General features: G+C 63.0%; 11 protein-coding genes. 2 read left to right on the forward strand and 9 right to left on the reverse strand.

What is annotated here, in order from left to right; genetic code table 11:
- Positions 1–50 precede the first annotated feature (50 nt).
- Positions 51–1,556 carry an FAD-dependent monooxygenase gene (locus OKW41_RS17980; protein ID WP_429573475.1) on the reverse strand — a complete coding sequence of 502 codons (1,506 nt, stop codon included), beginning with the start codon at positions 1,554–1,556 and terminating at the stop codon, positions 51–53.
- 142 nt (positions 1,557–1,698) lie between these two features.
- Here OKW41_RS17980 and OKW41_RS17985 point away from each other — a divergent pair, with 142 nt between their 5' ends.
- Positions 1,699–2,442, forward strand: coding sequence for a TetR/AcrR family transcriptional regulator (locus OKW41_RS17985; RefSeq protein WP_429448724.1), 744 nt, complete (start codon positions 1,699–1,701; stop codon positions 2,440–2,442).
- Between the two features lie 454 nt (positions 2,443–2,896).
- On the opposite strand, the gene OKW41_RS17990 is transcribed toward OKW41_RS17985, so the two are convergent.
- From OKW41_RS17990 to OKW41_RS18015, 6 genes are all read right to left on the reverse strand, one after another.
- Positions 2,897–3,532: a PqiC family protein gene (locus OKW41_RS17990; RefSeq protein WP_429573476.1), complete on the reverse strand. Its 636-nt coding sequence runs from the start codon at positions 3,530–3,532 to the stop codon at positions 2,897–2,899.
- Positions 3,533–3,582: 50 nt separating this feature from the next.
- Positions 3,583–5,178 carry an intermembrane transport protein PqiB gene (locus tag OKW41_RS17995; protein ID WP_429447233.1) on the reverse strand — a complete coding sequence of 532 codons (1,596 nt, stop codon included), beginning with the start codon at positions 5,176–5,178 and terminating at the stop codon, positions 3,583–3,585.
- Positions 5,179–5,245: 67 nt separating this feature from the next.
- Entirely contained in the window at positions 5,246–6,586 is a 1,341-nt protein-coding gene (locus OKW41_RS18000; protein ID WP_429573477.1) for a paraquat-inducible protein A, read from the reverse strand.
- 182 nt (positions 6,587–6,768) lie between these two features.
- Positions 6,769–8,232 carry an efflux transporter outer membrane subunit gene (locus tag OKW41_RS18005; protein WP_429574336.1) on the reverse strand — a complete coding sequence of 488 codons (1,464 nt, stop codon included), beginning with the start codon at positions 8,230–8,232 and terminating at the stop codon, positions 6,769–6,771.
- 2 nt (positions 8,233–8,234) lie between these two features.
- The gene (locus tag OKW41_RS18010) at positions 8,235–11,408 is read right to left on the reverse strand and encodes an efflux RND transporter permease subunit (protein WP_429573478.1); all 3,174 of its coding nucleotides are present in this window, start codon (positions 11,406–11,408) and stop codon (positions 8,235–8,237) included.
- Complete coding sequence (locus OKW41_RS18015; RefSeq protein ID WP_429574337.1) at positions 11,405–12,466, reverse strand: efflux RND transporter periplasmic adaptor subunit; 1,062 nt, start codon at positions 12,464–12,466, stop codon at positions 11,405–11,407. The genes OKW41_RS18010 and OKW41_RS18015 overlap by 4 nt, the downstream gene beginning before the upstream one ends.
- A gap of 539 nt (positions 12,467–13,005) precedes the next feature.
- Here OKW41_RS18015 and OKW41_RS18020 point away from each other — a divergent pair.
- Entirely contained in the window at positions 13,006–13,761 is a 756-nt protein-coding gene (locus tag OKW41_RS18020; RefSeq protein WP_429447225.1) for a TetR/AcrR family transcriptional regulator, read from the forward strand.
- Positions 13,762–13,879: 118 nt separating this feature from the next.
- On the opposite strand, the gene OKW41_RS18025 is transcribed toward OKW41_RS18020, so the two are convergent.
- Positions 13,880–14,935 carry an AI-2E family transporter gene (locus OKW41_RS18025; protein WP_429574338.1) on the reverse strand — a complete coding sequence of 352 codons (1,056 nt, stop codon included), beginning with the start codon at positions 14,933–14,935 and terminating at the stop codon, positions 13,880–13,882.
- A gap of 117 nt (positions 14,936–15,052) precedes the next feature.
- A complete protein-coding gene (locus tag OKW41_RS18030) occupies positions 15,053–15,364 on the reverse strand; it encodes a hypothetical protein (RefSeq protein WP_429573479.1) in 312 nt (103 codons plus the stop codon).
- Between the last annotated feature and the right edge of the window lie 166 nt (positions 15,365–15,530).

Here is a 15,530-nt window from a genome sequence, read left to right on the forward strand (position 1 = left end):
AGAGATCACACGGTGTGAATGGGGTTTCGAGATGGCATGCGGCTTCGCGATCACTGCATGACCCAGCAGTGCTGACCTGGCAAGGAAAGACTCTCGCGCACGAGCCGCGACGCATCGGTCGCCGGGCCATCGTGAACGACGGTCTTGTCGGGCCGCACCACGGCGGCCCAACCAACCGGTACGAGACGCGGAAGGAACACACCGTCGAGGTCCTCCCAGCTGTCATGCCGAGCGAGATGCGGCCGCTCTCCACGGTGTGCGATCTGCACAGTGCTTCCGCCGGCACGCGCGAAGGCTGCTGCCTCAGAAGAATCAAGCGAGGCTCGGGCATCTGTGCCAAATCCAATCAGCGCCAGGCCCTGCCCGAACACCTCGTCGCTCGGACGCGCCTTGCCATCCAAACCACGTACCCGCCCCTGCCCAATGACTGCGCCGCGCACAAGCTTCGTCGGCGAGCGGCCTTTGACAACCACACCTCTTCTAGTTGTTTTTTTCGGCTGGATCTGCGATTCGTCGGGCTGCGCACGCAGCGGGAGCACCGGTGGCGACAATTGCATCAGCCCATGAGCCCACAAGGCATTGCCGCCATTGCGCGGCGTGACGAGCTTTCTCATGAACCTTGCGAGCTTTGTTATCGCCTTCCCGTGAGGCCGCCTCTCCTCGCCGTAAGTGTCGAGAATGCGTGAATCCGCTCGCCCCTGCACTACGCATGCAAGCTTCCAGCACAGGTTGGCGGCATCTCGCAGTCCCGCGGCCAACCCTCGGCCGACGGATGGAGGAATAATGTGCGCGGCGTCGCCCGCGAAGAACACACGCCCCCGGCTGGATGCATTAAGGGTTCGCGTTCGGAAGCGATACACCGCCTTGCGCTCGATCATCGTGTCTTCCGGGTTGCCCGATGGAGCGACCATCTCGCGTATGCGGACCTCGGCTTCCTCGGCGAATGTCTTACCCCAGAAGTGCGGCCCGATAGTCTGCCGAACCAGTGAATACGCCCCGTCTGCACCGACCACGTAGCGCGCCCGGACGATGTGAGGGCGGCCGTGATCAAGCTCCAGCGACGCGAGCACATGGTCGCCTTCTTCCGTGAAGCTCCCCAGTTCGACACCTGGCGCGATATGCACACAGTCGTATTTCTCGAGCCGGGCCCGCAGGCACCGCTCGAGTTCGTGCTGGTACAACGTGACGGGCTTCGGATAGCCATCCAGGCGGCTCGCCGAACTGATTTGGCCGACCTGCCCCAGCATGGGCGACCTCATCCGCACATATGGAATGGTGCTGGTCTCGAAATCGTGATCGCCAATGCCCGCAAGCTGAAGGATGCGCAGCGCGTCGCTATCCAGCCCGATTGCCCGGCGCGCGATGGAAACCTCGGGCGACTTGTCGACAATCAATACATGCACGCCGTAGTGCGCCAGTAGATTGGCAATCGTTGCACCGACAGGTCCGCAACCCACCAGTAAGACGTCAACCACCGACGGTAATGCGCCAATCGGCGGACGAACCTGTCCATGCCGGCTCCACGGCGCGGCGCCGTCCTTTGCTGCTGTCTCCACAGTCACTCCAGATGTTGTCTGTTGTACTTGTATGTAAGGCCGGCCTTCGGGTCGCCTTTAATGACATTAAAGTCATTCATGAGTGTTTTGTCAACATAGACATTACGATCTATACTTAGGCATAACCAAGCTTGGATCCATCATGCCGAACACTACAAAGCGTCCTACCCGTGCGGCGCCAGTCGCCCCGGTTGCCGTTCCCGAACAACGCGAGCCGCGCGGTGCGCGTCGCAAGCGCGAGACGCGTGCCCGTCTGCTCGACGCCGCCCTCAGGCTGATGGCCGAAAAAGGCATGGAGGGCGTGGCGATCAATGAAATCACCGAAGCCGCTGATGTCGGCTTTGGCTCGTTCTACAACCACTTTGAATCGAAGGAGGCGATTTACGCGACGCTTGTCGACGAGGTGTTCGAGGATTTCGCTAACATGATGGATCGCCTCGCCGCTGGCCTTTCCGACCCGGCCGAAGTGATCGCTGTCGCCGTGCGTCATACGGTCCTGCGTGCGCAGCAAGACCCCGTGTGGGGACGTTTCCTGATACGTGAAGGGTTTATTCCGACGCATGCGATGAGCCGCGGACTGGGCCAGCGGCTGCTGCGCGACATTGTGAATGGCATTGCCGCGAAGCGCTTTGTGGTCGCCGACCCGTTCATCGGATTTCTTGCGGTAGCCGGTACGGTCCTCTGTGCAATCGCCGCCGAGCTGAACTTCGTCGCACCGGGCGCGCCCGCGGCAAGCGTACTCAAGGAGCTTGGCTTTAGCGGGGAGCGCTTCCCTGAGCGTACTGCAGCAATGCTGCTGCAGACACTCGGGCTCAAGCGCGCGGAGGCGGAGAAGATTGCAGCGCGTCCGCTGCCGGTCGTGGAGGAGACTGTCGACGCCGATTGAATCAAGAGGTCCGGCGCCATCGGTCTGATCGGCCTGAAGTCAGCCGGGTGCGGCCCGGCGGAGAAGCCCGGTCGGGCCGCTAGCGATTAAACTCAATCACCTGCTAAAGCCTCGACGCTAGCAATCAGCTCGGGCTCCTTGTCGTCGAGAGCTTCGCTGTGGAACCTCGAAACGGCGTGGAGCGCTCGCGACACAGCTCTGACCGGATGAGGCGCCGACGTCAAAAACGGCCACGCATGGAGCAGGTACATGAGTGGCGTGATCTCGCGGCGTTCGCGCCAGCGATCAAGAGCGCGATGCACAGGTCATCGACCTCCTTGCGCAAGCAGGAATCGTCGTTCCCGCTGCTGTTGCAAGCATCGGTCCCGACGATCTTGAATGTTCCCACATAGTTGCGGCGGCGGTTTCGTTCCACTTCCCTCCCGGTGCGTGATGCACCAATTCCTGTATCGGTTCAGCCTGCTAGAGCCGGGCATAACAACGCCGAACTTCTCGTACTCGCAGGGATGCGCGCCGGTGCAACGGCGGACACGGTAGGCAACGCCGAAAATTCCCGGACGACTTCGCCAATTTGAGCGCCTATCCTTCTCACTGCGACTCGATGGCCGTTGACGAGTGCATCGTAACCGGCCGATACGGGCTGGCTGACTATGCTGCGGCAGGTCAATGTTCGTGAGTCGTTCGACTTGCGTACACTCCAGGTGACGTCAAGCAGCGCGTGTGAGCCCGGCCACGATTCAAAACGCTGCACGTCGACGGAGACCTGATACGTGCGAGCGTCCTCAGCGTGACCAGCCCGGTATGTGTCGGGGCCGCCCGCCTGTCGAGTCGCGGCCGCGAGCAGCGCATTGCGGATCTCGTCTGCAAGCGGCGATGCCCAGCGCTCGTCTTCCAGAATCCTGACGCGCGCCGCATCGACCTGTACGACGAGCTGGCTCCTTGCCACTGAAACAGGCACCTTCACCATGCGCATGTCGATCCAGAAGGCCGGACTGACCGTAACATTTGCACGCGTCGGTTCGCTGTCAGTGCCGAGGGTATAGAAGCGAGCCGGCGGGGAAGCACAGGCGCACAGCGCGGCCAGACCCATGACGGTCGCGATACGGGCGATCGCGCGCCGCGCGCGGGATTGGATCAGTTTCACCGTTGGTCTCCTTTCTTGCCGAACAGGAGCGCCTGGGGATGACGTTCCAGATAATCGGCGAGCGCATTGAGGGATTGCAGGGTGCGTGTCAATTCCTGCATCGCATCCTGGATGTCCGATTGCAGGGGCGCGGTCTGCCGGAGCGTCGTTTCGGCGGTACTGAAGGTTTTCTGCGCGGCCGCCAGTGTGTCGCGGGCTTGCGGAACGACCTCTGTGTCCATGTGCCCGAACAGCTTGTTGGCGTTTTCAAGTGCGCCGTTAAGGTTGGCTCCGATCTTGTCGAACGGCACCTGATTCAGCTTCCTCGCAATATCGGCAATCTGCACCTGAAGTTCGTCAAGGGTGTTAGGCACAGTCGGCAGTTCAATAGGATTGCGATGAACATCGACGGTCGCCCGAGGCGCTTTCGGAAACATGTCGAGCGCCACGAATAGCTGGCCTGTCAGCAGGTTGCCGGTTCGCAACTGACCGCGCATTCCCTCCATGACGAGGTTTTCCAGCAACTCATGACCACCCTGCGAGTTGGGAGCCGGTAGCGCTTCGTTGGAGCGCCGGCTGAGCCGGTCGGGATACAGCGCCAGCGATACCTTCATGCTGAAACTCTTCTCCTTTTCGTTATATTCGATACCGATGTCCGTCACCTGCCCCAGCGCGATGCCTCGAAGGTCGACGGGAGCGCCGACAGACAGGCCGCGCAGCGACTGGTTGAACCGCATCACGACATTGAGCGGCGCGCCATCGGGCTCGCGCATCGCGTCCGACTCGTCCGATGCGAGTCGGAACGCCGCCTTGTCAGCGGCCGGTTGTCCGGCGTCCTGACCCGGCGGCGACTGGAACGCCAGGCCTCCGACGACCACCGTCGCCAGAGATTGTGTATTGAGCTTCAATCCATTCGAATCGAGACGGAGGTCAACACCGCTTGCGTGCCACCACCGTGTATTGGTGCCGACATACCGGTCAAACGGGGCATTGACGAAAACATTGACAACCACGCCCGCGCCGGTCGGATCGAGCGAGAAGCCGACCACCTGGCCCACCTGGATGCGACGGTAGAAGATCGGCGCGCCGATATCGACGGAGCCCAAGGAGTCGCCCCTCAGCGTATATTGATGCCCCGGCTGCCCGGACGTGACGATCGGCGGACTTTCGAGGCCGACAAATGCGGTTTGCCTTTCCGAAGACTGCCCGACGTCGACACCGATATACGCGCCGGAGAGCAGCGTACCGAGGCCCGAGATGCCGTTAGCGCCCACGCGCGGGCGAACCACCCAGAAGCGCGTGCCGCGGCTTGCGAATTTTTCTGCCTGTTTGGTCAGCTCGATCGTGACGATGACGTGCTGCAGGTCCTTTGACAGCGCGACCGCCTGTACCGAACCGATCTCCACGTCCTTGTATTTGACCTTCGTTTTGCCCGCCTCCATGCCCTCAGCGTTGCTGAACGTGACCGTCACTGTCGGTCCCTTGTCGGTGACGGATTTGACTACCAGCGCCACACCGATCAGCGCACAGATGAGCGGCACTAACCAGATGAGGGAGGGAATCCAGCGTTTCCGCGGCTTGATGTCAGGTCTGGGTGGCGTGGGAAGATGCATCGCTCGGAGAGTAGTTCGCAAATATGAGGTTATTTAGGAGTGCGGACGCCGCTAGAACGGTATTCGTTCATCGCCGTGAACCACGCGCTGGCCCGCAGCGGACGTTGTCCCAGATCAGCCGCGGATCGAATTGATGCGACGCGAGCATGGTGAGAATCACCACCGCGCCGAAAGCCAGCGCGCCCGGACCGGCAGTGACAACCGCGAACGAACCGAAATGCACCAGCGCGACCGTCAGTGCGACAACGAAGACATCGAGCATCGACCACCGGCCCACGCACTCGACGAGCCGATGCAGCCTAGCGCGTTCGAGCGGCTGCCAGTCCGGACTGCGACGGGCCGCTACGATCTGCAGCGTGAGAATGGCGAGTTTGAGCATCGGCACCACGACGCTGGCTACGAACACGACGACGGCGAGTGGCCAGTCGCCTGAAGTCCAGAAGTACGCCACGCCGCCGAGGATCGTGTCCTCCTCCGAGTGGCCGAGGGATGACGCGTGCATGATCGGCAACAGATTCGCGGGTATGTAGGCGAGCGCGGCGGCAAGAACCAGACTCGACGTGCGCGTCACGCTATCGGGATGGCGCGTGTGCAGCACCGATTCGCACCGCGAGCAGCGCTGCTCTGACGACGCCGCGATGTGCTTCTGCACCAGTCCACAGGTATGACAGGCTATGAGCCCGGCGCTGCGCGCCGTCATATGCGCCGTCGGCGCGGGCTTCAGGCCGAAGAACCTCGGGGCTCGCGGGGCGCACCTGCGCTTCACTCTGGTCCAGCGGATCTCAGCGGGTTGTCGAAACTTTATTTCGTCCCGCGTCGACCAGAGCACGCGCGGGTCGAAAGTGGCGAGAAACGCCAACATCAACGTGAGTGCGCCGAATGCAAACAGTCCTGGCCCAGGGATCACCCGCGCCATGCTGACCATTTTCACGATCGTGATGACCACGCCGAGCATGAACACTTCGACCATGCCCCATGGACGGATGAGCTGCACGACGCGAAGCATTCGATTGAAATGAAGTACTACTTTGCCAAGGCGCAGCGGAACGAGCACATAGAGAAGGGCGAGGAGTTCGATCAGCGGAAACAGGATCGCCGAACATAAGACCATCGTTGCGACGATGCGCATGTGCCCCGTCCACAACGACTGCACCGCGCCGAATAGCGTCGCCTCCGACGTCATACCGTTGGTCTGCAGTTGTATGACCGGGAAAGCCTGCGCAATACAGAATGTGATCAAAGCTGCAACGGTGAGCGCACCAATCCGGTCGAGGGGCACGCTCGATGCCTGCGTTCCTTCCAGGCTCGCACGGCAGCGCGAGCAGCTCGCAGTCTGCCCGCCCCGCAGCAAAGGCTTGCGAAACAGCAGATCGCACTCGTGACAGGCGATCAGTTTCTTATAGTCCATACAGGGAACCGGACAACCTGAAGTTCTGGCGCGTTCGATGCACGTGAAGTCCGTCTTGACCTTCCTGCACGTGGGCGCATTCTTATTTCGGATATGAAACGACTGCTCCGATACCCGCTGGTGCAGTCGAGGAAGAGCGGCCTGATCGGCAGGTCGCTCTTTCCGTCTTCATCGACACGCGATCATTGCGCCGACGCTGTTTGCGGCTGGCCCGGCGGCAGTTCGCCCATCGACTGGAACAGTGCAACGGTATCGTTCATGCGCTGGCTTGCCGCGCGCACGGCGCCGATCTGTGCGCTGAGAAAGCGCTGCTCGCTGGCATGCTCCGCCGTTGACGGCAGCGAACCCATGCGGCAGCGCGACGCGGTATCGTCGAATCCCGCCTGCGCTGCCTGTGCCGCTGCTTCAGTCGACGCGAGTGTCTGTGCGTCGTTATCCAGCGCGGCAAGCGAATCCGCGACATTCTGGAACGCCGACAGTACGGTGGACTTGTAGTTCAGCACCGCCGCATCGTAAGCATCGATCGAGGCCTTGCGGTGCGCGAACAGCGCCCCGCCATGGAAGATCGGTTGCGACAGGCTTGCACCAATGGCCCACAGCCCGCCCGCGCCTGAGAGCACCGCCGGCCAGCTAAAGCCGCCGCGGCCCATCGAGGCCGTCAGCGACAGGCTCGGAAAGAGCTGCGCGGTCGCCGCGCCGACGTCGGCGGCGGCGGCCTTCACGGCGGCGTCGGCTGCCTGAATGTCGGGGCGCGAACGCAGCAGGTCCGACGGCACCACGACGGGCACGTGTTCGGGCAACGTCAGGCTGTCGAGGTCGGGAACGGCCGGGGCGTTGTCCGGCGTGCGGCCCATCAGCACCGCGAGCGCATGGAGGGCTGTGGCGCGCTGCTGGCGTAACGCAGGAAGACTCGCCGCAGCCGAAGCCGCATCCTGCGTCGATGCGAGCGCCTGCGCACGGGAAACTGACCCGAGTGCGTACCGCTGCTGGTCCTCGTTCGCGACCGTCCTGGCCACGGCGACGAGCCGTTCGGTGAGCGCGATCTGGCGATCGAGTGCCGCCACGCTGATCGTCGTACCGACGATGTTTGCCGCCAGCGCGCGCCGCGCCGCCTCCAGTTGATACGCCTGCACGTCTACGCGAGCGGCGCTGGCCGCATTCGCCGAACGCGTCGCACCGAACAGGTCAAAGGTGTAGGACGCGAGAACCTGTCCGGCAAAAAAGTTATAGCTAACCTCGCTGGGGCCAATGCCGGGCACAAGCGGTGAACGCCCGCGATCGACCTGTGCGGCAGCATCGATTGAAGGCAGCGTCGATGCGCCGACCTGGGCGCGCAGTTCCTGCTGCGCGGCCGCGAGCGTCCGCTGCGCAGCCCCGAGCGTGGGGCTGTTGCGCAAGCCTTCCTCGACCAGTGCACTCAGCGCGTCCGACCGGTAAAGCTGCCACCATTGCGGAACGCCCACTGCGCCGATATCGAACTGCTGCGCCACGCCGCCCGCTGCGACGGTCTTCGCCGGCTGTGCCCCGGCACCGTAGTGCGCAGGCGAAGGCATGGCCGGGGGCGCGCCGTTCGGGCCGAACGTGCAGGCCGTCAGTGCGATGGCCACAGCCACGGCCATCACGGATGTCTTGTAGGCGAAACTCATCATCAAACCTCCATCTGCTCGGCGACGACCGGTTGCGTTCCGCGCTCGTCGCGCCGGACCCTGAAGCACGCCGCGTACAGCGCGGGCAGGAAGAACACGGTCAGTACCGTCGCAATCGTGATACCGCCCATCAGTGCGGTCGCCATCGGACCGAAGAAGCCCGAGCGCAGCAGCGGAATCAGCGCGAGGACGGCGGCGGCGGCCGTCAGCATGATCGGCCTGAAACGCCTTATCGTTGCGCCGATAATCGCGTCGAAGCGCGGCTGCCCTGCCGCGATATCCTGATCGATCTGGTCGACCAGAATCACGGAGTTGCGCATGATGATGCCGAACATGGCTATCACGCCCAGCAACGCGACGAAACCAAAGGGCTTGCCGAACAGCAGCAGCGCGGCCACGACGCCAATCAGACCGAGCGGTGCCGTCAGCACGACGATGAAGGTCCGCGCGAAGTTCTTGAGCTGGATCATCAGCAACAGCAGCACGGCGATGATCATCAACGGCATTTCGGCATTGATCGACGTCTGGCCCTTCACGCTTTCTTCGACCGCGCCGCCCACCTGAATGCGATAGCCGACCGGCAGCCTGGCGGTTTCCGCCGCGAGCGCACGTTCGATGTCGTGGGTCACGTCGATGCCCTGCGCGTCGCCGCGCACGTCCGCCTGCACCGTGATGGTCGGCTGGCGGTCACGTTGCCAGATGACGCCGTACTCGAGCGTATTGCGCACGTGTCCGAGCGAACCGAGCGGCACCGGGCCGTTCGGCGTCGGAATCGCGAGGCTCGTGAGCTGCGCCGGATTGACACGTTCGCTCCTGGGCGCACGCAGATCGACGTTGATCAGCTTGTCGCGCTCGCGGTACTGCGTCACCGTGTAGCCCGATAGCGTCATCGCGAGGAAGTTCGACACGTCTTCCGACGTGACACCAAGCTGGCGCGCACGGTTCTGATCGATCTCGAACGAGATCGAGCGCTCCGCCGGCTCGTCCCAGTCGAACTGGACGTTGCGCGTGCGGGGATCGGCGCGGGTCTTGTCCGCCACCGTCTGCGCAATCGATCGGACGGTCGCGATATCGTCGCCGCTCACCCGGAACTTGATCGGGAAGCCGACCGGCGGACCATTCTCGAGCCGGGAGACGCGCGCTCGCACGCCGGAGAAATCCTTCTCGAGCTTGCCGTCCAGCCAACGCATCAGTTCCTCGCGGTTTTCCACGCTTTTAGCCGTAATCACGAACTGCGCGAAATTCGGCTGTTGAAGCTGCTGGTCGAGCGTCAGGTAGAAACGCGGCGCGCCGGTGCCGACGAAGTCGACGAAGTGGTCGATTTCGGCTTTGCCGTCGAGTACCTTTTCCAGACGCTTCGCTTCACGCAGCGTCGCTTCGAACGAGGCGCCTTCCGGCAACCGCAGATCGACCAGCAGTTCCGGCCGTTCCGAGTTCGGGAAGAACTGCTGCGGCACGCGCGTGAAGGCCAGCATGGAAATCGCGAAAAGCACGACGGTGACGCCGAGCACGACCCATCGACGCTCGACGCACCACCCAACCCATCCCGACAGGTGCCGGTAGAAGCCGGTGTTGCCGATTTCATGCGGATCATGGTGTGCACCGCCGGGTTCAGGCTTGCGTTCCGGCAGCAGGTAATAACCCAGCAACGGCACCAGCACGACGGCCGCGAACCACGAAACGATCAGCGCGATGGCCGACACTTCGAAGATCGAACGCGTGTATTCGCCCGTGCTCGATTTGGCGAGCGCAATCGGCAGGAAGCCGCATACGGTGACGAGCGTGCCGGTGAGCATCGGGAATGCCGTGCTGGTATACGCGAACGCTGCCGAGCGCGCCCGGCTCCAGCCCTGTTCCAGCTTCACCGCCATCATTTCGACGGCGATGATCGCGTCGTCGACGAGCAGGCCCAGCGCGAGCACGAGCGTACCGAGCGAGACCTTATCGAGCCCGATATTGAACATGTGCATGCAAAGCGCCGTCACCGCCAGCACGATCGGAATCGTGATCACGACGACCATGCCGGTGCGCAGGCCGAGCGAGACGAGGCTCACGACCAGCACGATCGCCACCGCTTCGCCAACCGATTTCACGAACTCGTCCACCGAGTGCTTGACCGCGTGCGGCATGCTCGAAACCGGCGCGAGTTTCAGACCCGCCGGCAGCGTGGCCTGCAGTTCGGCGGCTTTTGCGTCGAGCGCCTTGCCGAGGTCGATCACGTCGCCGCCCTTTTGCATCGTCACGCCGATGCCGAGCACCGCCTGGCCGCCGACGCGCATCTGGGTCGCCGGCGGGTCGTCATAACCGCGTGTGACCTTCGCGATGTCGCCCAGCCGGAACGTGCGCTTGTTGATGGTGATCAGCATGTCGGAGAGCGCCTGCACATCCTTGAGCGCGCCGCTCGGCCGCACGAACACGCGGTCGTCCGCGGTCGTGATGGTGCCGACGGGCGCCACGGCATTCTGTGCGTCGATCGCCTGCGCGAGCTGTTGCGGCGTGATCGAAAGCCGCGTGAGCTGCGCATTCGGTATCTCGACGAAGATGTGCTGATCGGGGTCGCCAAAATAGTCGACCTTCGCCACACCGGGTATGCGCAGCAGGACTGTGCGCAGCCTGTCAGCGTAGTCGTGCAGTTGCGCCGGCGAAAAGCCGTCGCCTTCAAGCGCATAGATGTTGGTGTAGACGTCACCGAATTCGTCGTTGAAAAACGGGCCGACGGTTCCCTTCGGCAGCGTCGCGGCAATGTCGCCGACCTTCTTGCGCACCTGATACCAGGTATCCGGCACTTCCTTGACGGGCGCGGAGTCCTTCATGGCGAAGAAGATCATCGACTCGCCAGGCCGCGAGTAGCTCTTGATGTTGTCGATGTTCGGCGCGGCCTGTAGCTGGCGGCCGATCCGGTCCGTGATCTGTTCCTGCACCTCGCGCGCAGTCGCACCAGGCCAGTAGGTCTTGATCACCATCGTGCGGAAGGTGAACGGCGGATCCTCCGACTGCGCGAGTTTCGTATAGCCGATTACGCCGAAAAGCGTGGCGAGCCCGATCAGAAAGATCACGAGCTGCTGATGACGCAACGCCCAGGCGGAAAGATTGAAGCCGCCTTCGCCAGATTTGTCTGCCCCGGAAGACGGGACAGGCGCGCTCTCGCGCACGGATTCATCGTCGCGTGAATTCATGACGGGAAATCCTCCGGATGCAAGGGCGCCACCACCTGCACATGCTGGCCTGCGCTCACGGCGTGTACGCCCTGCACCATGACGCGGTCGCCGTCGCGGAGGCCCGATGCGATCGAGACCGTGCGCTCGTCGTATCGTTGCACCGTCACAGGACGCAGTTCGAGTGTGTCGGTGCCGGTACGCACCACCCACACAGCAGGCTTCTCGCCCTGATGAAAGAGCGCCGTCACCGGCACGGTGAACGGCTGTGCGTCCGACGCGTCACCGACGGCATCGAACGCAACGGTGGCCGTCATGCCGAGGCGCACTTCAGGGCCGGGCGCGTTCAGGCTGAGCTTGACGCGCCAAGTACGGCTTTGCGGATCCGCGCTAGGCGACACCTCGCGCACGCGGGCCTCGAAGGTCTTGCCGGGTAGCGCCGGCAGCGTTACGCGCGCCATGCTGCCGACTGTCAGCGAGCTCAGCGTGCGCTCGGGCGCGTCGCAGACGATGTCTACGTCGCCCGTCCAGTCGAGGTGATAGATGGATTGGGTTGCCTGAACGTTCTGGCCCGTGTCGGCGTCCTCCGAGGTAATCACGCCGTCGTGATCCGCAGTCAGCGTCGCATAGCGAAGATTGTCCGAGGCGAGCGCCATCTGTGCGCGCGCCGAGTCGCGCTGCGCAACAGCGGATGCGTACGCGTCCTGCGTCTGTTCGAGCTGCGCCGGTGCAATCAGGTTTGCCTGCGCCTGCGCCTGATCGCGATCGAGCTGCTGCTTCGCGTAGACGAACCGGTGTTCGGCGGCATCGAGCTGCGCTCGCGCGTTAGCAAGGTTACTGCGCAGGTCGGTCGGGTCGAGCAGCGCAACAACCTGTCCCGCCTTGACGGCGTCGCCGAGGCGAACGCGCCGTTCGATGATCTTGCCGCCCACTCTGAACGAAAGCGCCGTGGAGTAGCGCGCCTGCACCTGAGCCGGCAGCGACGCACTTGCCGTGCGCCCGTCAGCGTGGACGGCCAGGGCGACCACGGGCTTTGGCTCTGGAGCGGCGGCTTCGCGCTGGTGGCATGCCGCGAGCATGACCGCGCAGCAAGCCGCAAGCACCACGCGTGCGCACTGCGGCGATTGGACGAGGGAAGGTAAGAAGCGACGCGCAGGCGCCTGCGCGATAGGGCCGGAATGTTTCACGATGTTCACAAGACGGGTGATAACCCTGGTAAGAAAGTTTCCCGATGCCGTGCAAACCCGAGTGCCAGCAAGCACGGTTCGCTATCAGCGCGGACGCATAAAACAAGCTTCGTTGATACGTTAGTGCTACTTATCGACGTGCATGTCGGTACTTGCCAGCTCGATGTGCCTCCACGCAACCAGTACGTGGGGCAGCGCCCGTTCATGCCTACCGCCCGGTGATCTGCTGGTCTGTCTGGTCTGTCAGTTCCGGCCGAGGACTCGGGATCGACCGCTAACGGATTTTTTTCGCTCCGTCGGCATCGTCGGGTCCTTCGTACGTCCGGTTGTCGGCGACGCGGGTGACATTAGACCCAATACTGAGTATATTGTCAACTATGACATATATATCTAGAATCCGGATATCGAATAACCACGACTACGGAGCCGACATGCCACAAGCCCCCCAACCGCGCGCGAGCCGCGGACGCTCTCTCAAGGCGCCAAGTGCGTCCCACGACGCGATCAATCGAAGCTATCCGCGCGGTGCCCGTCGCAAACGCGAGACGCGCGCGCGCCTGCTCGACGCTGCGCTGAAACTGGTGGCGGCCAAGGGTTTGAGCTCCGTCACCATTAACGAAATCACCGAGGCAGCCGACGTCGGGTTCGGCTCCTTCTATAACCACTTCGAATCCAAGGAAGGCATCTTCACGGCGCTCATCGAATGGCTGTTCGAGGAATTTGCGGATACGCTCGATCGCCTCGCCGCGGGGTTGTCCGATCCAGCGGAAGTGATCGCCGTCTCAGTCCGTCACACGCTCCTGCGGGCCTACCGCGAGCCAGTTTGGGGGCAACTTCTCATTCGCGAAGGTTTGTCGCCGCGCCTGCTCAGCAGGGGTCTCGGCCTGCGCCTGCTGCGCGATAGCGAGAAGGGCATTTCAGAAAGGCGCTTTGTGATCGCGGACCGGCTCATGTCCGTTATCACCGTGATTGGGACGGTGCTCGCGGGAATTGCCGCCGAAATGCAACTGGCCATCTCGTCGAAGCGGACCGTTCGTGCGCGAAAGGTGCTTCGCTCGAAGGAGGAGAAGTTTGCCCAGCGAACCGCCGCCATTGTGTTGCAGGCGTTCGGTCTCACACGTGTAGAGGCCGAGCGGATCGCGCGACGTCCACTGCCCACCGTTCCCGATGCTCCGACCTTGCCGTGACAGTGCAACTAGCGCGGCGTTTCCGCGCCATCGCAGGTGCGGCCGCCCGGTGCGGTGTCGGGTTGGTGGGTAGGCGGGGCAGGTGCCCGGACATCGAATCGGGCGATCGCGATGCCGGTCAGCCCTGGTAAAGCGCACTCGCGAGATAGCGGTGGCGCAGTTCCCGCAATGCCGATGCGAGGATGGCGCTGACCGGCAACGCGAGCAGCACGCCGAAGAATCCGAATAGCCGCCCAAAAGCCAGCAACGCAAAGATGACCGCGAGCGGATGAAGGCCGATGCGCTCGCCAACCAGTCTCGGCAACAGCACAAAGCTTTCGAGAATCTGGCCGACGCCATACACCGCGACCACCACGGCCAGGCCATACCAGTCACCGAATTGCAGCAGCGCCGCCAGCAGCGCGAACGCGAGGCCGGTCGCAAAGCCGATGTAAGGGACGAATACTGCAAGCGCGCTAAACAAGCCGACGGGCACCGCCAGATCCAACCCTGCAATCGTCAGCACAGTCGGGTAGAAGACGGCGAGCACTGCAATCACCAGCAATTGCCCGCGCAGGTACTGCGACATCATGCGATCGATCTCTCCGACGAATTCCCGTGTCTTGCCGAGCCAGCGCCGCGGCACGAAGCTCGCCATGCGCGCGAACGCCTCGTGCCTGTCGTAGAGCAGATAGAACAGGACGAGTGGCATCAGCACCGCATTGCTCACGACATTGATCATCACGTTGCTGCTGGTGCGCAGGTACTGCCATACGGCAAGCATCGCGCCCTGCCCGTCCGCTTTGAGACGGGCCGCCAGCACATCGCGGATATTCGTCACATCGAGCGAATAATCCAGTCCCAGAAAAGCCAGACGGGGCTTCAGCCATCCATCGAGCTTTGCGACGATAAAGGGAATTTGCCTGATGAGTTCCGGCCCTTCCTTCTGGACAACTACGCACATGAGCAGCATGACGAGTGCGACGGACAGAGCAAACAAAGACATCATCACCAGCGCCGCAAGGCCGCGCGGAATGCGATGGCGTACCAGCCACTCCACGCCCGGCTGCAAAATGTATGCGACGAGCGCACCGAGCAGAAACGGCGTGAGAACGGCACGCAGGTTCCACAGCAACACGCCGGCCGCTAACGCAACGGCGCCCCAAAACAGAGATTGACGATGGTATACAGTCATAAGCGCCCCCACTGGGCGAGTGATCGAGTGGCTTTCGTCGTTGGGCCGAAGCATCGGCGGAAGTATCCGTCTTAACCGCAGGAGCCGGCGATGCCGGGTCGCCGCGCGGCGCATCCGTCAGATCGGCGTCGCGCCGCTAGCCGCGCTGTGGGTACGCCTGTCATCACCGTGCTGGCGCGACGGGTCTTGCGGCGTCGCCGGTTTGCTGGTGCCTGTCTGCGATTGGCCGCCGGGTTGCCCGGTGACTTCGATCCACAATGGACGCGCCATCGGATCGGGCGGCGACATCGTTGCCGGTGCTGGCATCGCGGGAACGACAATCGCGATGACGCGCGGCGTGGGCATCACGGTCGTGGAACAACCGCAGAGCGTCGCAGCAAGCGGGAACGAGCACAGCAAGGCGAAAAAGATGCGCGGTCGGCGCGTCATTCCTGCCACCGATGCAGCGAATCGTTCAGGTCTGGTTGAGCAGTCATGGGTGACATCTCCACGGTTGATTCAGCGTGCGCTGGCATTGCGGCGACTCGCCTACAGCAACTTCGCGGACGGGCCGATATGTGATAATATTATCACATTCGCGCGCTTGGTCAATATT

The sequence above is a fragment of the Paraburkholderia sp. UCT70 genome, from assembly GCF_050434085.1.
GTDB lineage: Bacteria > Pseudomonadota > Gammaproteobacteria > Burkholderiales > Burkholderiaceae > Paraburkholderia > Paraburkholderia tuberum.